This window comes from Cohaesibacter marisflavi (assembly GCF_963665895.2).
In the GTDB taxonomy this organism is placed as follows: domain Bacteria; phylum Pseudomonadota; class Alphaproteobacteria; order Rhizobiales; family Cohaesibacteraceae; genus Cohaesibacter; species Cohaesibacter marisflavi.
In genome coordinates, this window is the sequence record NZ_OY762534.1 from 1,440,055 (window position 1) to 1,457,915 (window position 17,861).

Annotated in this window: 18 protein-coding genes; 12 read left to right on the plus strand and 6 right to left on the minus strand. The window is 51.6% G+C overall.

The features are described 5' to 3' along the window. Positions 1 to 40 precede the first annotated feature (40 nt). Positions 41 to 739, minus strand: coding sequence for a ribose-5-phosphate isomerase RpiA (gene rpiA / locus ACKPCT_RS07640; protein WP_407062694.1), 699 nt, complete (start codon positions 737 to 739; stop codon positions 41 to 43). 321 nt (positions 740 to 1,060) lie between these two features. On the opposite strand from rpiA, the gene gph reads away from it, so the two are divergent. Continuing rightward, on the plus strand, positions 1,061 to 1,738 hold the full coding sequence (gene gph / locus ACKPCT_RS07645; protein ID WP_319568856.1) for a phosphoglycolate phosphatase: 678 nt from the start codon (positions 1,061 to 1,063) through the stop codon (positions 1,736 to 1,738). Positions 1,739 to 1,767: 29 nt separating this feature from the next. On the opposite strand, the gene ACKPCT_RS07650 is transcribed toward gph, so the two are convergent. From ACKPCT_RS07650 to ACKPCT_RS07660, 3 genes are all read right to left on the minus strand, one after another. Then, positions 1,768 to 2,418: a GntR family transcriptional regulator gene (locus ACKPCT_RS07650; RefSeq protein ID WP_090068719.1), complete on the minus strand. Its 651-nt coding sequence runs from the start codon at positions 2,416 to 2,418 to the stop codon at positions 1,768 to 1,770. A gap of 274 nt (positions 2,419 to 2,692) precedes the next feature. Beyond that, positions 2,693 to 4,084, minus strand: a complete 1,392-nt coding sequence (fumC, locus tag ACKPCT_RS07655) for a class II fumarate hydratase (RefSeq protein ID WP_319568857.1) — start codon at positions 4,082 to 4,084, stop codon at positions 2,693 to 2,695. Between the two features lie 248 nt (positions 4,085 to 4,332). Further along, positions 4,333 to 4,707, minus strand: a complete 375-nt coding sequence (locus ACKPCT_RS07660) for a DsrE family protein (RefSeq protein WP_090068715.1) — start codon at positions 4,705 to 4,707, stop codon at positions 4,333 to 4,335. A 360-nt stretch (positions 4,708 to 5,067) separates the two neighbouring features. Here ACKPCT_RS07660 and ACKPCT_RS07665 point away from each other — a divergent pair, with 360 nt between their 5' ends. The 3 genes from ACKPCT_RS07665 to ACKPCT_RS07675 all read left to right on the plus strand — a co-directional run bounded on the left by ACKPCT_RS07665 (position 5,068) and on the right by ACKPCT_RS07675 (position 8,192). Further along, complete coding sequence (locus tag ACKPCT_RS07665; protein ID WP_090068713.1) at positions 5,068 to 6,681, plus strand: fumarate hydratase; 1,614 nt, start codon at positions 5,068 to 5,070, stop codon at positions 6,679 to 6,681. Between the two features lie 117 nt (positions 6,682 to 6,798). Beyond that, positions 6,799 to 7,224 (plus strand): nucleoside triphosphatase NudI, encoded by a 426-nt coding sequence (gene nudI / locus ACKPCT_RS07670; RefSeq protein WP_319568858.1) that lies wholly within the window; start codon positions 6,799 to 6,801, stop codon positions 7,222 to 7,224. Positions 7,225 to 7,592: 368 nt separating this feature from the next. Further along, complete coding sequence (locus ACKPCT_RS07675; RefSeq protein WP_090068710.1) at positions 7,593 to 8,192, plus strand: L,D-transpeptidase; 600 nt, start codon at positions 7,593 to 7,595, stop codon at positions 8,190 to 8,192. A gap of 125 nt (positions 8,193 to 8,317) precedes the next feature. Here ACKPCT_RS07675 and ACKPCT_RS07680 read toward each other — a convergent pair whose 3' ends face one another. Beyond that, a complete protein-coding gene (locus ACKPCT_RS07680) occupies positions 8,318 to 8,674 on the minus strand; it encodes a gamma-butyrobetaine hydroxylase-like domain-containing protein (RefSeq protein WP_090068985.1) in 357 nt (118 codons plus the stop codon). Between the two features lie 214 nt (positions 8,675 to 8,888). On the opposite strand from ACKPCT_RS07680, the gene moaA reads away from it, so the two are divergent. Together moaA and ACKPCT_RS07690 are read left to right on the plus strand one after the other, a co-directional pair. Next, complete coding sequence (gene moaA / locus ACKPCT_RS07685; RefSeq protein WP_319568859.1) at positions 8,889 to 9,917, plus strand: GTP 3',8-cyclase MoaA; 1,029 nt, start codon at positions 8,889 to 8,891, stop codon at positions 9,915 to 9,917. A 60-nt stretch (positions 9,918 to 9,977) separates the two neighbouring features. Beyond that, positions 9,978 to 10,985 carry a DMT family transporter gene (locus tag ACKPCT_RS07690; protein ID WP_175527890.1) on the plus strand — a complete coding sequence of 336 codons (1,008 nt, stop codon included), beginning with the start codon at positions 9,978 to 9,980 and terminating at the stop codon, positions 10,983 to 10,985. Positions 10,986 to 11,121: 136 nt separating this feature from the next. Here ACKPCT_RS07690 and apbC read toward each other — a convergent pair whose 3' ends face one another. After that, entirely contained in the window at positions 11,122 to 12,252 is a 1,131-nt protein-coding gene (gene apbC, locus ACKPCT_RS07695; protein ID WP_319568860.1) for an iron-sulfur cluster carrier protein ApbC, read from the minus strand. 289 nt (positions 12,253 to 12,541) lie between these two features. Between apbC and mobA the strand changes: the two genes are divergently transcribed. The 6 genes from mobA to ACKPCT_RS07725 all read left to right on the plus strand — a co-directional run bounded on the left by mobA (position 12,542) and on the right by ACKPCT_RS07725 (position 17,681). Continuing rightward, positions 12,542 to 13,168 (plus strand): molybdenum cofactor guanylyltransferase MobA, encoded by a 627-nt coding sequence (gene mobA, locus ACKPCT_RS07700; RefSeq protein ID WP_319568861.1) that lies wholly within the window; start codon positions 12,542 to 12,544, stop codon positions 13,166 to 13,168. Between the two features lie 59 nt (positions 13,169 to 13,227). Then, the gene (gene mobB / locus ACKPCT_RS07705) at positions 13,228 to 13,752 is read left to right on the plus strand and encodes a molybdopterin-guanine dinucleotide biosynthesis protein B (protein ID WP_319568862.1); all 525 of its coding nucleotides are present in this window, start codon (positions 13,228 to 13,230) and stop codon (positions 13,750 to 13,752) included. Positions 13,753 to 14,020: 268 nt separating this feature from the next. Then, on the plus strand, positions 14,021 to 14,797 hold the full coding sequence (locus ACKPCT_RS07710; RefSeq protein ID WP_090068700.1) for a transporter substrate-binding domain-containing protein: 777 nt from the start codon (positions 14,021 to 14,023) through the stop codon (positions 14,795 to 14,797). A 457-nt stretch (positions 14,798 to 15,254) separates the two neighbouring features. Next, entirely contained in the window at positions 15,255 to 16,052 is a 798-nt protein-coding gene (locus ACKPCT_RS07715; RefSeq protein WP_319568863.1) for an ABC transporter substrate-binding protein, read from the plus strand. Between the two features lie 67 nt (positions 16,053 to 16,119). After that, positions 16,120 to 16,824, plus strand: a complete 705-nt coding sequence (locus ACKPCT_RS07720; RefSeq protein ID WP_210186631.1) for an ABC transporter permease — start codon at positions 16,120 to 16,122, stop codon at positions 16,822 to 16,824. Then, the gene (locus ACKPCT_RS07725; protein WP_407062693.1) at positions 16,824 to 17,681 is read left to right on the plus strand and encodes an ABC transporter permease; all 858 of its coding nucleotides are present in this window, start codon (positions 16,824 to 16,826) and stop codon (positions 17,679 to 17,681) included. Before ACKPCT_RS07720 ends, ACKPCT_RS07725 begins: the two co-directional genes overlap by 1 nt. The last annotated feature ends 180 nt before the right edge of the window (positions 17,682 to 17,861 follow it).

The window sequence follows — 17,861 nt, forward strand, 5'->3', positions numbered from 1 at the left end:
TCCTTTTGCGAAAATCCTATGATAATCAAATTCGTGTGCTTTAACTAACGGGGTCTATGATCGACACACCGTCTTCGCCAGCAACAACTGCTTTAGAGGCTATACCAACGAACAATCCGGTTTCTACCACACCCGGGATCGCACGCAATGCCGTGTCCAGTCCCTCTACATCGGAAATACGGCCAAATGTTGCATCAATAATGAAATGCTGACCATCTGTGACGAAATTCGTGCCGTCTGCGGCTTTCCGCTGGGTCAGTGAGCCCTGCATGCCAAACCGCTTACAGACATCTTCCAGCGCAATCATGGTAGAACCAAGCCCGAATGGCATGACTTCGATAGGCAGCGGAAAGACGCCAAGCGCATCGACAATCTTGGTTTTGTCGGCGATGACGATCATGTTTTTGGAAGCCGAAGCAACGATCTTCTCACGCAGGAGAGCTCCGCCGCCGCCTTTGATGAGGCGCATCTTCGGGTCGATTTCATCGGCGCCATCAACCGTAAGATCTAGCTGCGGGGTTTCTTCCAGCGTGGTGAGTGGTACGCCGTTTTTCTTGCACAATTCAGCGGTGCGTTCAGATGTGGGCACTCCGATGATTTTCATACCGGCAGCCACTTTCTCCCCCAAAAGCTCAACAAAGTGAAGAGCGGTCGAGCCGGTACCGATACCAAGCTTCATGCCATCTTCAACAAATTCCAATGCAGCAGCCGCTGCCTGTCTTTTCAGCTGTTCACTCATGATTTTACTGTCTTATCTCTAAGGTAATCGGGCCCACTGCCATAAATCTCCCAAACAGCGGCTTGGCTCCACCCGGGGTAGTTGAGCAAGTGGCCCTGCCCAATGAATATTTTACCCTGCCCCGCTCATATCATGCCGCCAGCATCACGCCAAGTGCCCCAAAGGGGCTTGCAGCTATGTCATGGAAGGGATTTGAAGTCTATTCTAGTCTCGCTCGCATTTTTTGACTATTTGATTCGATCCGACAGATCCAATATGTCACTTGAAATTAAGGCGGAATATCCGGCCGCCGACGTCAACCTGTTGTACGAAAGATAGATAATGACTGATAGCCGTTTTTCCTGCGTTTTGTTTGATCTCGATGGGACACTTGTCGACACGGCTCCTGATCTCACGGGAGCCCTCAATCATGTTCTTTCCCAGCATAATCTGGCGCCCTTCTCTGTTCAAAAGGTAAGGAACACCGTTGGTTTTGGCGCAAGGATTACCATCGAACGCAGCTTTGCCCATTATGGAAAGACGCTCTCAGAGGACGCTCTGGATTTGGCGCATGCACAGTTCCTTGCCCATTACAGCGAGAATATCTGCAAGAACAGCACCCTTTTTCCCGGCGTTGACACTGTGCTGGAAGACTTCAAGAGCAATGGCATACGCATGAGCGTGTGCACCAACAAAACCGAAAATCTGTCTTTGGATCTGCTGGAACAGATCGGAGTTTCCCACTATTTCAGTTCCATTTGTGGCTCTGACACCGTGCCCAACAAGAAACCGCATCCCGATCACATTTTTTCTGCCATCAACCGCGCTGGAGGCATTACCGAGGAATCCATCCTGATTGGTGATAGCATGGCAGATGTGGAAGCAGCGCGCGCGGCAGGAATCCCTGTCATAGTCATGCGCTATGGCTACACGGCAATCCCGTCAGACGAGCTGGGAGCAGATCTGGTGCTGGACGCCTTTTCCCAAATCCCGCAGGCTTTGCGGGACTTGTCTCATTAAGAGCGTCTGGTTGACCGGATCGCCTTCTCCTACTCCCGCATAGCCGCAACCGTGGCAATGATCTGTCCCTTCACATTGTTTATGTGATCGGACAACAATCGGCCAGCAAGATAGGTGTCTTTCATGTGGGCAGCATCTATCATAGCTTGGTGCTGTTGATGCGCCCGCTCCTGAGCATCCTTTGAGAGCGTTAGCTGAAGGCGTACATATCGATCAGCATTGTCATGCACGCGCTTAAGAAGCTTGAGCGTGGTGGGCTTGTTGGCGGCCCTGTAAAGGGAACTGTGAAACTGCCAATTGAGCGGCCCCCACTCCTTGACAGGCGCATGACGCATGGCATCAAGTGCCTCTTGCGCCTCGGCAAAGTCTTCCTGGGTGATCGCGGGGATCGAATGCTCGAACAGCCACACTTCAAGCATGGTTCTGATCTCAAACAATTCCTCAATCTCGGAAGGTTCAAGCCGCGTCACCTCAGCTCCCTTGTGGGAGACAAGCGTTATCAACCCTTCGGCTTCAAGCAGCCTGAGTGCTTCACGCACAGGAATACGGCTGACACCCAATTCATGCGCCACAGCTTCCTGTCGGACCTGAGCACCTTCTTTGATGTCGCCATTGAGAATGCGATTTCTAAGTTCGTCAGCCACAATGCTGGTTGTGGTTCGTCTTTCTATTCGAGCCATTTGGCTGGTTCCAAATCGAGGTTACGGCGCATTTTCATGGATTGGCCGTTTTCTGAATAGGTCTCTTTTCAAAACGCTATCATGAGAGTTTCGATCTGGTCGAGCAAAAATGACATAAAATATCCAATTAGGGCCAAGCCCGGCCAACTCCTCCCGATAAAAGCAGTCGGTTCGGCGACCGACTGCACAAATATCGGGAGTTTGATTGATTTTTCAGCATATTGCAGAGGAAACGGAGACGAGTTTCCACATGCCTTTAGGGCTCTGCACGCACTTATTGTGGTGCGATCATCTTTTCAGGACGCACCCATTTGTCATAATCGTCTTCTGAAACAAAGCCCAGATTCACAGCCTCCTCCTTGAGGGTCGTGCCATTCTTATGCGCCGTTTTGGCGATCTTGGTGGCGTTATCATAGCCGATATGGGGGGCAAGTGCGGTTACAAGCATCAAGGACCGCTGCATTAAAGCGCCGATCTGGTCTTCATTCGCAGTGATCCCGACCACACATTTGTCAGTGAAACTATGGGCCGCGTCGGCAAGCAACCGGATCGACTGGATTGTGTTGTAGGCGATGATCGGTTTGAAAACGTTTAGCTCAAAATGCCCCTGCGAGCCAGCCATTGCGACGGCGGCGTTGTTCCCCATCACCTGAGTACAAACCATGGTCATAGCCTCACACTGGGTCGGGTTGACTTTGCCTGGCATGATGGATGACCCCGGCTCATTTTCCGGCAGGGAAATCTCGCCCAGACCTGACCTTGGACCAGAACCAAGCAGTCGAATATCACTCGCAATCTTGAACAGGCTGGCAGCGAGCGTGTTCAGCATGGCGTGAGCTTCCACCATGGCGTCATGGGTGGCCAATGCTTCAAACTTGTTTGGTGCGGTGACAAAGGGAAGCCCGGTAAAATTAGCGACTTCTTCTGCAAACTTCTCCGCAAAACCAATTTTGGCATTCAGCCCAGTGCCAACGGCTGTGCCCCCTTGGGCGAGAGCGTGAAGCGCTGGCAAGGCGCTGGAAACACGGCGAATGCCATTTTCCACCATCGCCGAATAGCCGGAGAATTCCTGCCCGAGCGTAAGGGGCGTTGCGTCTTGCAAATGGGTTCGCCCAATTTTGATAATGTCCTTGAAGGCATCGGATTTCTCGGCCAATGCTGCGTGGAGCTTTTCCAGAGCCGGTATCAGGCTGTTGCTGATTTCCTCAGCGGTCGCAATATGCATCGCCGTGGGGAACGTATCGTTGGATGATTGGCTTCGGTTGCAGTGGTCGTTGGGATGTACAGGCGTTTTCGAGCCCAGTTCTCCACCCAGAATTTCAATGGCGCGGTTGGAGATCACTTCATTGGCATTCATGTTGGATTGAGTGCCCGAGCCTGTTTGCCATACGGACAGCGGGAAGTGATCGTTCAATTTGCCCTCGGCCACTTCTTCAGCGGCACTGATGATGGCGCTCCCTATTTTGGGTTCCATGTTGTCGAGTGCGAGATTGGCTCGAGCTGCCGAAAGCTTGATAATACCAAGAGCGCGCACGATGGGCGCTGGCATGGTTTCTTCGCCGATCGGAAAGTTGATCAGGGAACGCGCGGTTTGCGCTCCATAATATTTATCTGAAGGGACTTCGAGTGGGCCAAATGAATCGGTTTCCACGCGCACATTGCTCATAATTCTCTCCCGTCCTTAATATTGGACATGATTGTAAAATGGCTTCAAGAAGTGAGGCCAGTTGGTTGTCTTTCGACCCATTCAGGCGGTCCAGTCAAAAGAGTGCGGTCCCTGTCCTACATTTGTGGTTGGTGAGCGTAACGTCAAGTGTCTGAACTCCCAATTACGGTGCTGACTAAACAGATAAAGGCCATCTCAAGGGAGATGGCCTTCTTTAAAAGACAGTCAAAATTATTGCGATGGTTGCATCAAGTGAGCTGCAGGCTTCCCTTTGCACCCATCAGCATGGGAACCACTTCTTCTGCCGTTATTACCTGCATGCGTTCGTCGATCTCATCCTCGGATACGCCGTTGTGAACCATACAGGCCTTGCAGACCAGAATTTGCCCACCCTCTTTGAGAAACGCTTCCTGCAGGGGCTGTGCTGGCTGGAACGGCGCACCGATATCGATGCCTTCAAGAGCCCCCTTCTTGGCCAGATGCACGGCATCCACCATCAGCATGATGGTAGCGCTATGACCTTGAGCAAGGGCCTGCACGCCCATGGTATAAGCCACCGTGATTTTGTTGGGGTCGTCTGCGTTATTGAAGAGCGTGCTGACGTAATCTGTTTGCTTGGCCATTCTCTTTCCTCACTGATTAAATTGGAAATGATCATAAAATGCGATTTGGACCGGTTGGGAATCCGCGTCATGGAAATCTAGTATATTATTTATTTCTTATATTCGAATTTTTCAAGAAAACAATTTGCCACAGGTCGGACACGGTCTTGTGTGGAAAGATCTGCACAAAATTTGACGCAGGATTTGCCATAAGAAGGACTTGAAATTTGCCCTCAAGCCCTGCACTCATTGATTTGCGGAATTTCCTTTGCATCAGGGTGACACCGATCAAAGACAGCTCTCCCAATTGATGCAATCAGATCTCCATATTTTGGAAGCGGGTGGGCCACCCGTTATCGGAACTGCAAACAAGGACCGAAAATGAGCACTAAAGCATATAAGCTCTTTCCTATGGGAAAGGATGAAACCACTTATCGCAAACTGACCTCCGACTATGTTTCGGTTGAGTCTTTCAAGGGCAAGGACGTCCTTGTGGTCCAAGAAGAAGGCATCCGCCTTCTAAGCGAAACGGCATTCATCGATATCGCCCATCTGCTACGCCCGGATCACCTGGCACAATTGCAGAAGATTCTGGAAGATGACGAAGCAACCCAGAATGACAAATTCGTTGCGCTTGACCTGCTCAAGAATGCCTGCATTTCTTCCGCGGGCGTTTTGCCAATGTGTCAGGACACCGGTACAGGCATCGTTGTCGGCAAGAAAGGCAAGAATGTCTGGGTGGAAGGCGATGAAGAAGGCGCACTGAGCCAGGGCGTGTTCGACGCCTACGACAAGAAGAACCTGCGCTACAGCCAGCTTGCACCGCTGACCATGTTCGAAGAAAAGAACACGGCCAACAACCTGCCAGCACAGATCGACATCTTCTCTGAAGGGGAAGACGCCTACAAATTCCTGTTCATGGCGAAAGGTGGCGGCTCGGCCAACAAGACCTTCCTGTATCAGGGAACCCCTTCCCTGCTGACCAAAGATCGTCTGCTTGCCTTCCTTGAAGAAAAGATCAAGACGCTCGGCACGGCTGCCTGCCCGCCATACCATCTGGCCATCACCATCGGCGGCCTGTCTGCAGAGCTGAACCTGAAAACCACCAAGCTCGCTTCTGCTCACTATTATGATGAGCTTCCGACCGAAGGATCCGAGATGGCAAACGCCTTCCGCGATCTGGAAATGGAAGAAGAAATCCTGAAGCTCGCACGCGGCACCGGCATCGGCGCACAGTTTGGCGGCAAATATTTCTGCCATGACGTGCGTGTCATCCGCTTGCCTCGCCATGGTGCATCCCTGCCGATTTCCATCGGCGTTTCCTGCTCGGCTGACCGCCAGTGCAAAGGCAAGATCACCAAAGACGGCATCTTCATCGAAGAGCTGGAAACCAATCCGGCACAGTATCTGCCAGAAGTTGATGAGGAAGCTTTGGGTGGCGAAGTCGTCAAGGTTGACCTCAACCAGCCAATGGCAGAGCAGTTGGCTGTTCTGACCAAATATCCGGTCAAGACCCGCCTCAGCCTGAGTGGGCCGCTCATTGTCGCCCGAGACCTTGCTCATGCCAAGATCCGCGCACGCCTTGAAGCTGGCGAGCCGATGCCTGAATATCTGAAAAACCATCCGGTTTATTATGCAGGCCCGGCCAAGACCCCGTCCAACTATGCCTCCGGTTCCTTCGGCCCAACCACGGCTGGCCGTATGGACAGCTTCGTTGATCAATTCCAGTCCTTCGGCGGCTCGATGATCATGTTGGCAAAAGGCAACCGTTCCAAGGCTGTCACCAACGCATGTAAAGAACATGGTGGCTTCTATCTTGGTTCCATTGGCGGACCGGCTGCACGCTTGGCTAAGGACTGCATCAAGAAAGTTGAATGCATCGAATATCCTGAACTCGGCATGGAAGCTGTCTGGCGCATTGAAGTGGAAGACTTCCCGGCCTTCATCGTGGTCGATGACAAGGGCAATGACTTCTTTGCAGAGCTCGATCTGTAAGTAGAGCTGTCGTTACCCTGTCAGTTGACACTATCAAATCACGCGGGTCCGGCCTATCATGGTCGGGCCCGTTCCTTTTTCCTCTTCCCAGTGACATTTAGTGAAAGGATTTTCGCCATGCGCAAGAGAACCATTCTATGCCCACTCATCGAAAATGATGGCGCCTATTTGCTCTGTAAGATGCCGTCTCATCGCGGAGTCTTTCCGGGCCAATGGGCTCTTTCGGGAGGAGGATTGGAAGAGGGAGAAACAATCGAGGAAGGCCTGCGCCGGGAGATTCGCGAAGAACTGGGCGAGGCTCTCACAATAGACAGCGTCAAACCATGGACCTTCCGCGATGATACGCGCGTAAAAACCTATCCTGACGGCTCAACCGAAGAGATCTACATGATCTATCTGATATTTGATTGCCACGCGACCAACCGGGATGTCGCATTCAATGAAGAATTTGAAGCCATCGCCTGGGTAACGCCCGAGGAGTTATCAAGTTATGACTTGAACGAGGCCACCCAGATAACTCTAAAGGCTAAAGGTTTGATTTGATCCCTTGAATCACAGCGAGCGGATACGGGGGCTTTCCACGACGAATCAATCAATTTTCTACTTCTGATATACGCCATTACCCCGCTCTTCGTTTGATACACTAAAGGGAAATGACTATCGCAAGAAAGAACACCTTTTGGCACCGGAGACCTCTTGAACTGTTGCAAAAGCACCACAAGAAGGGCGTGCTTTTAAAAAATAAACAAAATTGTGATAGCAACAAATTCAAAAAGTCTTGCGTGGTCACTTCATATTTAGAAAATAGCCGTAACGCTTTCTTGGCAACAATTTCGTTTGGCTTTGCTCAGCCGGGGCAGTTTAATTGGCTGTTGACGCGAAGCTTGGCATTTTAAATTCGGGACAAAATAATGAGAAAACTGATCACTCTTGGTGCTAGTCTTCTGTTCGGCCTCGCTGTAGCCGTCACAAGTGCTAACGCTTCCAAATATTTCGACATGGAATCGCAGACTTGGAAAGACGTCAATGGCTATGCCCATGGCGGCAAGTCTCCCATCAAGCGCAAGACCGTCAAATATTCAGGCCCTTTTGCCAAATCGGCTGAAGGAACCATTGTCATCAATACCAAAGAACGTCGCCTCTATTATATCATGGGCAACGGCAAAGCCATGAAATACGGAATCGGCGTTGGTCGCCCGGGCTTCCAGTGGACTGGTACCCACCGCGTGAGCCGCAAGGCTGAGTGGCCAGGCTGGACCCCTCCACCTGCAATGCGCAAGCGTGTTCCGAACCTGCCAGCTCACATGAAAGGCGGCCCGAACAACCCTCTGGGTGCGCGCGCCATGTATATCGGCTCCACGATTTACCGTATTCACGGGTCTAACGAACCATGGAGCATCGGGCAGGCCGTTTCGTCTGGCTGCATCCGACTTGCCAACGAAGATGTGATTGACCTTTATGAGCGCGTTAAAGTCGGCGCCAAGGTGCATGTCATTCAGGCAAACCAGTAATACAGGCAATAATGCCTTTTGGTTGAAACATTTCAAAGCCGGTCCTTTAAAGGGCCGGCTTTTTGTTTAGGGTACTTGTTGTTTGTTATGCAGCATTCCTAGAGGCAAGAGATACTCCTCTTTTGCTAGCCGCGATCAAGCCCTTGTGCTTCAAGCGCTTGCAGATACTCGGCCCAGATCGCGTCCATCGCTTCTCCTGATTCCTTGAAGTAATCCCAAGTGAAATAGCCAGAATCATGCAAATCGGTAAAAAACAGCCGCACAGCATAATTTCCAACAGGTTCAACCTTCATGATTTCAACATCGCGCTTGCCGCCAATGGTCTTTTTCTGCGAAGGGTGATGGCCCTGCACTTCAGCGCTTGGCGAAGTAACCCGCAGGAATTCAGCCGAAAACTCGTAGGCACTTTCGTCATCGAAAGCCACTATCAGGCTTTTTTTGTCCTTCTTCAGGCGGATTTCCGTAGGCCAGGCCTTTGTCATGGTGGCGTTCCTTTTATTTCGTTCAATCAGAGCATGCGCAATAAGCCAGTGCGGGGCAAGACCGGGCCTGTCCATCGTCACTTGTTTGTGAAACGCGCTTTGAAGATTGGCAATTGATGGTTTCTGCGATTGACTTGTAAGGGCGGGTTGTATCAACATCCGGTTTTCTCAATTCATGATGAGACAAGTCATAATTAAATGCAAGGAAGAGCCAATGCGCTTTAGTGACGCTGAAGGACAGACAGGAGCCCCGTTGATCGACCCCTTTGGCCGGACAATTACCTATCTGCGCCTGTCCGTTACGGACCGTTGCGATTTTCGATGCGTCTATTGCATGGCCGAGAATATGCATTTTCTGCCCAAGGCCGAAATCCTGACATTGGAAGAGCTGGATCGGCTCAGCACCGTTTTCATAGACCATGGCGTCAAGCGGCTGCGGCTCACAGGCGGCGAACCTCTTGTGCGCAAGGGCATCATGACGCTTGTCTCGTCCCTGTCGCGTCATCTGGAAACTGGCGCGCTTGAGGAATTGACCCTGACCACCAACGCCTCTCAGCTTTCCCGTTTTGCCAAGGATCTGGCGGCCGCTGGCGTTCGCAGGATCAATGTATCCCTTGATAGTCTTAGAGAAGACCGCTTTCGCGCCATCACCCGCTGGGGTCGATTTCAGCAAGTCATGGACGGCATTGACGCCGCTCTGGCGGAAGGGATCAAGATCAAGCTCAATGTCGTCGCCCTAAAAGGGGTCAATGATGATGAATTTGACGACATGATCCACTTTTGCCATGAGCGCAATATGGACATCACCTTTATAGAAACCATGCCGATGGGCGAAATTGATCAGGATAGAACCGATCAATATCTGCCGCTTTCCAAAGTTAAACAGGATCTTTCGCAGCGCTGGACCCTATCGCCCTCGCCGCACAAAACCGGAGGACCGGCAAGCTATGTGACTGTTGGCGAGACCGGAGGCCGCATTGGCTTTATCACCCCGCTGAGCCATAATTTCTGCGAGAGCTGCAACCGCGTGAGGATCACCTGCACGGGCACCCTCTTCATGTGTCTTGGTCAGGACGATGCCGCCGACCTGTGCGCTCCGTTGAGGGCTTCTGAAAGCAATGCGGGGATTATCAACGCAATCCATCATGCCATTGAGCGAAAGCCAAAGGGCCATGATTTTGTTATTGACAGACTTAACAATCGCCCCTCTATTGGCAGGCACATGTCAGTAACCGGCGGCTAGAAGCTTCAAGGGCTCTCTTCAGCGCCCTTCATGCCGGTTTTCATCACGAAAGTCTCACACATGGCAATTGGTCAGAAAAGTGGTGCTGTCAGCAGCACCAAAGGGGCACCTCAGCGCGACGATAGGGGCAACCTCTATGGCATCCTCGTCATGCAGGTTTCGGTCTTTTGCTTCGGCACAAACGATACCTTCAACAAGCTTGTGGGCGACAGCTTGACGACCGGTCAAATGCTCTTTTTCAGGGGTATTTTCGCCACCATTCTTGTGCTGATTTTCTGCGCTTTCCTGCGCCAGTTGCGCTATATGCATCAATTCGCAGATCCGATTTTGCTGCTACGCGGCGTGTGTGAGACATTCTCGGCAATCGGCTGCCTTGTGGCGCTCAAATATATGCCTCTAGCCAATGTCTATGCCGTTTTGCAGGCTATTCCCCTTGCCACCACAGCAGCCGCAGCGCTGTTTCTTGGAGAAACGGTTGGCATTCGGCGCTGGCTTGCCGTGTTGGTTGGCTTTATTGGCGTACTGGCCATCGTACGCCCGGGTCTTGAGAGTTTTAACGCCTTCTCGCTCTTTGCCGTTGGCGCGGTGCTGTTTGCCGCCACCCGAGATCTCATCACTCGCCAGATCAAGCCGCATATCTCGCTCTGGATTGTGACCTTCACAACCATGCTCGTATCCACGATCGGCGGCGGTATCCTGGCGCTCATTCAGTTTTACGTCGGGGGTGATGCCGGTTGGCTGCCGCCAAATCCTGAAAATCTGTTCTATCTGTTCATGGCCGCAGCCTTTCTCACGCTTGGCCAATATTATGTTTCCATCGCCATGCAGAATGGGGAGGTGTCTGTTGTTTCCTCCTTCCGCTATGTCTCCATGCCGATTGCACTGATTTATGGCTATCTCATTTGGGGCGACATTCCCGATATGCTCACATGGTTCGGCATCATTCTTATTCTGGGGTCGGGCATCTATACGATTCAACGCGAACGGCAGGTATCGCGCATGCGGCGAAACCAAGAAAAAGACGAGGCGAAAGATCACCTCGTCGCTACGCGGACAGAATTTGAATAGGGGCTTTGGAGCTTCTGGCGGAGCGGCTTGTAACGGGGCCATCACGCAGCACGAAGACCACTCTTTCCAACCACGGCAGATTTGAAGCCGCGCATCATCTCACGTTATGAAACAACGCGCGGGCTTGCTATTCGACTTATTCGACGACAATGGCTGGTGCAGGCTTGGATGCTCCGGCCAGCCCCTTCATCATGTCGTTGGCTATGGAAAGATAGATCGCAGTATGATCGCTTTCGGGTTCGGAGACGATCACCGGATCGCCAGCGTCGGAACGCTCGCGAATATCCATGTGCAACGGGATCTCTCCAAGGAACGGAACGCCGATTTCCCTGGCGGTTGAACGAGCGCCACCATGGCCGAAGATGTCATGACGCGAACCGCAGGTCGGACAAGCAAAATAGCTCATATTCTCCACGATCCCGAGAATGGGAATATTCACCTTCTGAAACATGGCAATTCCCTTGCGGGCATCGATGAGGGCCAGATCCTGCGGAGTGGAAACGATGACGGAACCACTTAGCGGCACCTGCTGGGCCATGGTCAGCTGAATGTCACCAGTTCCAGGAGGCATGTCAACGACGAGCACATCGAGCTCTCCTTCCATGTCCCAATTCACATCGCGGATCATCTGAGTAAGGGCCGAGACGGCCATCGGCCCGCGCCAAACCATTGGGGTGTCCGGATCAACCAGAAGTCCGATAGACATGGCCATCAGGCCGTAAGCCTTGATCGGATACATACGGCGCGAATTTGGAACAGCCGTTGGCTTTTCAGATATTTTCAGAAGCCGCGGAATGGACGGCCCATAAATGTCGGCATCCAGAATGCCGACCTTCAGGCCATTGGCCTGTAGCGCCAAAGCAAGATTGACTGCCGTTGTGGATTTGCCAACTCCGCCCTTTGCCGAGGAAACGGCAATGATCTGTTTCACGCCAGCGATATCAATTTTACCCCCCCCTTGTGGTGGCTTTTTGGGCGTTGGGCGTTGGGGAGCAGCCGTTGCGTTTCCCTGCCCTGCGCCCGGAGCACGTTCGGCGGTCAACACCACCATGGCTTTCTTGACACCATCCAGCGAAGCGACTACGGCCTCAGCCCGTTCACGCAACGGCTCAAAGCTATCAGCCTGCTCGGCTGGCACCGAGATAGAGAACATCACGGCCCCGTCCTTGATGATGATATCAGACACCATGCCCGCCGACACGATATCCTGCGCATTCGGCGCCGGTTTCAATTGTTTCAGTATTTCAAGGATTTTGTCTTCGGTCACCGATTGATCACTCTTGTTTTTCCAAAACACAACACATTATCTCGTCTGGTTTGAAATTGTCAGTTCCCCATTGCTGGAACGGTTTGGACCATCCGTCAAGGGCGATAACCGACAACTGCGCGAATAAGTCGCCTGAAAAGCTCATATTTTTAGGCATACGGTTTTATGAGCGCACAAGCGCACCCTCTTTGGTTCGCATTCATGAGGATTTGACTTCTCTTCGCAGTTGCAAATCATGTAGACTTCTTACCGCTATTGATGCTTCAGATTCCATGAAACGCTTGAAACAATGAAGACTCAACACCAGTCAACTGTGGCCGTTATTCTTGCCGGCGGTCAATCGCAGCGCATGCAAGGGGCCAACAAAGCCCTTTTGTCCCTCAATGGCAAATCACTCATTCAAAACACAGTTGATCGCCTTACAGGACAAGCGGATCACATTCTCATCAGCGCTCCGAAAGGGTCCGCCGCATTTCCTCGTGGGTATGAGGTCGTTTCTGACCCTGTCGAAGGATTTGTCGGACCTTTGGCCGGAATTCTTGCGGCCATGCGATGGGCACAGACAGAAGGCGCAGGAGATCTTGTATTGAGCGTTGCCGTGGATACGCCCTTTTTCCCCGACGAACTACTCACCCGTTTCCTCACTCTTCTGCCCGAACAAGGAACAAGACCGGTGATTGCCCGCACAGATAACGGACTGCACCCCACATTCGGCCTGTGGCCTGTCTCTAGCGCCGATGCACTGGAGACATTTCTCTTGGCAGGAAATAGGAAAATGAGACTATGGGCAGAGCAACAACATTGCGTCTATTGTGATTTTGCCCCGCTGCCAATCGGCTCCCACATGATAGACCCATTCTTCAACATCAATCATCCAGACGATTTGAAACATGCAGAGACAATAAGGAGCGCATAGACGCGCTTTTCTCTTCATTTCAGGTCGCTTCGGACATTCTTTTCAAGGACACTGCCCAGATGGACACTCATGGTCACAAGATTTTCGGCGTTACCGGCTGGAAAAATTCAGGCAAAACCACGCTCGCTATCGCTCTCATCAAGACCCTGACTGAACGAGGGTTCAAGATTTCATCGGTCAAGCATGCCCATCACAAATGTGACATCGACAAGGAAGGCACGGACAGTTTCCGTCATCGAGAAGCTGGGTCAGGCGAAGTCGCTCTCGTCGCAGCAGGCACCCGCTGGGCAATCATGCATGAATGCAAGGATGAGCAGGAGCCTCTCTTGAGCGACGTTCTGGCCCGCCTTGAACCTTGTGATCTCGTGTTGGTTGAGGGCTATAAAACAGAGCCTTTTCCCAAAATTGAAGTAAGGCGTACCGAGTCGATGAAGACCGACCCGATTGCGCCGGAAGATCATTTCATCACCGCTGTTGCGAGCGACACGCCCCAGACTCTTGGCGCGCCAGAGGGCTTGCCTCTGTTTGCTCTTGATGATGTCGAGGGCATTGCTGATTTTATTATCAACATGATGGACCTATAGCTCCGTTGTCTAAGTGACATTTTGCATCAAAACCGGCAATCCGACACCATATTCGCCTGCCAATTGGCATTTCGCCGAAATTCCTTTCTGGATACCCGCGCAACAGAAATTTTTAATTGTTCTCGCAGCCTGATTGGACGAAGACTACGCCCATGCGAGACTGGCATTCCATGGCCTTTCAATTTGGGCGGGGGAGCCTTGAAGCCCTTAAGGTCAATCCGTTCGACCGTCTCGCCGATTTTTTCGACTTCGAAATGGGACAATCAACATGAAACTCACTGCAAAGTTTGCAATTGCCGCCGCGGCTGCCATGATGGCCTGTGGCGCCGCCTCAGCTGCTGAAAAGGTCCGCATCGGTATTGATGGCGCCTACCCTCCATTCAACCAGCTTTCATCTGCTGGCGAATTGTCCGGCTTTGACGTTGATATCTCCAACGCCCTTTGTGCCGAGATGAAAGCTGATTGCGAATTTGTCATTCAGGATTGGGACGGCATGATTCCCGCTCTCATCTCCGGAAAAATCGACGCTGTTGTCGCGTCCATGTCTATCACACCGGACCGCCTGAAGAAGGTCGATTTCTCCAAGAAATACTACAACACCCCTCCGGGAATTGCAGTTCTGAAAGACAGCGGTCTTGAAGGCAAGGATGTTGGCGAACTGGAAGGTCTCACCATTGGTGCGCAAGTATCCACGACCCATGCTGACTATGCCGAGCAGAAAATTCCGGATATCGATCTGAAACTCTACCCCACGCCAGATGAGTATAAGATGGAGCTGCAATCTGGTCGTGTCGATGCTGTAATCGATGACAGTGTCGTGCTTTCCGATTGGGTCAAATCCGAAGATGGCGACTGCTGCAAAATCCTGATGCAGTTGACGCCGGATCCGAAGATCAACGGCGAAGGCGCCGGTATTGCCGTCAAGAAGGGCAACACGGATCTGGCCGACAAATTCACGGATGCCATCGCTGCAATTCGCAAAAATGGAAAATACAAAGAAATCAATGATAAATACTTTGATTTCGACGTGTATGGTGGCGAATAAGCCAATATCGCATTTGCCGGGAGCCTACTTCTCCCGGCAAATTGCTGCCTTACTCCTACAGACTATCAAACTGACGGCCATACTGCTGCCTGATCCTTTTTTCCCCGCTCTGTAATTGCCCATTTTTTATACTATCCCGCAACTTACGCTTTATAGCCATCCGTGCAGAACCATTTCTGTTTGAAGAATAACCAGACCTATACAACACATCGTTTCGTAAAAGATCGCGCAAACGCACCAATATTCCGGAGACGTCTAATATTTGGGCAAAATTTGGTTATCAAACCGTTTTCCCCGGATTGCCTGTTGTCAAATCCAGCAAAATAATGGGAATATGCGCCCCAAGCGGCAAGTCACCGCCCAATCCAGAGAGGCCTATATATAGGCTCGATATTGTATGACCCATCGGGAATGCCGACGGTCTTATCTTTATACAATATGCAAGAGGGAAAATATTATGCGTCTATTGAACAAAATTGCTATTGCAGCGACCGCATTCATGATGGTTGCTGGTGGCGCGCAGGCTGCAGACAAGGTTCTCATCGGTACCGAAGGTGCCTATCCTCCGTTCAACGAACTGACCGCTGATGGCAAGCTGATCGGCTTCGACATCGACATGGCCAATGCGCTTTGCGATGAAATGAAGGTTGATTGCGAATTCGTCGTACAGGATTGGGATGGCATGATCCCTGCTCTGATCGCTGGTAAATTCGATGCGGTGATCGCTTCCATGTCCATCACCCCGGATCGCCTGAAAAAGGTCGACTTCTCCGAAAAATACTACAACACCCCGGGTGCACTGGCTGTGCCTAAAGATTCCGAGCTGGCTGCAATCGATCCTGCCGATCTGCCTGCGGCTGCTGAAGAACTCAAGGGTTTGGTGATCGGTGCACAGTCTTCCACGACGCACTCCAACTTTGCAGAACAGAAACTGCCAGACACCGAGCTGAAGCTTTACCCGACGTCTGATGAATATAAACTCGATCTGGAAGCTGGCCGCCTCGACGGTGTGACCGACGACGTTGTCGTGCTGGACGAATGGGTAAAATCCGAAGATGGCGCTTGCTGCAAGATCCTCGGCACCTTCCCTGCCATTCCGGAAATCTATGGTCAGGGCGCAGGCATTGCCGTTCGCAAGGGCGAAACCGACCTTGCAGACAAGTTTTCCGCTGCCATCAAGGCGATCCGCGCCAATGGCAAATACAAGGAAATCAACGACAAATATTTCGATTTCGACGTGTATGGCGGCGAATAATCGATACGGTTAAAATCAAGCCCGGCAGCAATCCTGCCGGGCTCTTCATTTAAGCTGGCAGCAAATTATGGATTATCTGACACTCCTATCCTACGGAGACACAGGTTGGGGCGATGAGATTGCGCATGGCGTACTCTATACAGTATCCCTTGGCGTGTGCACCTTGCCTCTAGGCCTGTTTATGGGCTTTTTTCTCGCGTTGGGCATCAATTCCAAGGAACCCAGCATTCAGAGAGCGGCGAAGATCTTCACGATTATCTTTCGCGCCCTACCGGAACTTCTGACGTTGTTTATCGTCTATTATGGTGGTCAGATTCTCTTAAACCTGCTGTTCCAAAAAGTGCTGGGCACCAGCATTGAGGTCAATTCCTTCATCGCCGGTATCATTGCGCTGGCCTTTGTCTTCTCTTCCTATGCCAGTGAGGTTTTTCTTTCCGCCTTCAAAGGCATTCCGCAAGGTCAGTATGAAGGTGCTTTCGCTTTGGGCCTGCCCTGGTTCAAGACCATGCGTCTTGTCATTGTGCCGCAGCTCATCAAGCTGGCTCTGCCCGGGCTTTCCAACCTCTGGCTGGTTTTGCTCAAAGATACGTCTCTTGTCTCCGTCATCGGCCTTACCGACACCATGTATGCCACTGGGCTCGCAGCGCGCAACACAAAGGAAGCCTTCCTGTTTTTCGCACTCGCCTGCGTCATGTATCTGGTTTTGACCTTCATCTCCTCTATGGTACTTCAGTCCATCGAAAAACGCGGTCGTCGTGGGGAGTTGAGCTGATGACCATGCAAACAAACTATGTAGCAGATGCCATTCTGGATGCCCGCCCACGGCCAGATAGCATCAAGAACAAATTCTTTACTGGTAGCAAGATCACCGGGTATTTTCTGCTCGGTATCTGGATCGTCTTTTTCGTTAGCATCATCTGGTTTTTATATGACAGTTATGATGCTGACTATATGGCGCGCTATGCCCCCAAATATCTCTACGGCTTCTTGACCACAATTGAACTGGTAGCCCTTTCTGTTGTCTTTGGCGGATTGCTGTCGTTGCCGGTGGCCTTCGGACGCATGTCGAAGGTTAAGCTCTTCAACCGAATTGCCTTTGGCTACATCTATTTCTTCCGCGGCACACCGCTGCTGGCGCAGCTGTTCCTGCTCTATTACGGCTTTGGACAGTTCCGCCATTTCTGGCAGGATATGCATCTGTGGTGGCTCTTCCGCGATAGCTGGTCGATCGCCCTTTTGTCATTTACGCTGAATACGGCGGCCTATCAGGCGGAAATCCTGCGTGGCGCCATCATGAATGTACCCAAAGGCCAAATCGAAGGGGCGCAGAGCCTTGGTTTGCCAAAGTTTGTCACCTTCTTCAAAATCGTGCTGCCTCAGGCGCTGATCGTCGCACTACGGCCTTACGGCAACGAATTCATCCTGATGATCAAAGGCTCCGCTGTGGTTTCCATCATCTCGGTATACGATCTGATGGGCGAAACCCGCCGCGCCTTCTCCCAAACCTACGATTTTCAGGCCTATATTTATGCGGCGATTTTCTATCTCGTTTGCGTCGAGATCATTCGTCGGCTCTGGGATGTCATTGAAAAACGCCTGACGCGTCATTTGCGGCGTGACAACAGCTGATAGACGCGCACTCATCCAAGGCCCGCTCGATTTAGCGGGCCTTTTCCTTTTTGGGCAAATCGCCAATGTTTGCCCTATTACACCCCATATAAGGCTCTTTGAAGCTGGCTACCTTGTGCGCTTTGCCCCACTGTTTAGCGAAACAGTCATTTTATCAGTGACAAAGCCGCCCCGTCTTGC